General features: G+C 50.9%; 1 pseudogene. It reads right to left on the reverse strand.

From position 1 onward, the window contains the following. A pseudogene (locus tag ACTHS3_RS18720) lies at positions 1 to 234 on the reverse strand (phage major capsid protein); the annotation flags it as partial.

A 234-nucleotide genomic window follows, 5' to 3' on the forward strand; every position in this document is an offset into this window, starting at 1 on the left:
GGATACTGCACAGCGGTAGCCATTCAACGGGGTAACTCCGTCTTGCCAAATATAACCACTCAAGCCTTCGGATTTCAGAGTAGTTTTAAACGCACCGCGCACCTTGGTGTTTGTCAGGTATGCCAAGTTGCCCAAATATGCGTTTGCGGCGGCAATGGATGTTTCCAACGCAACGATATACTGCCAAGTTAACGAACCACCGTTGGTACCGATGGCTACCGCGCCAATACCGGA

The organism is Neisseria sp. P0009.S007 (assembly GCF_051962515.1).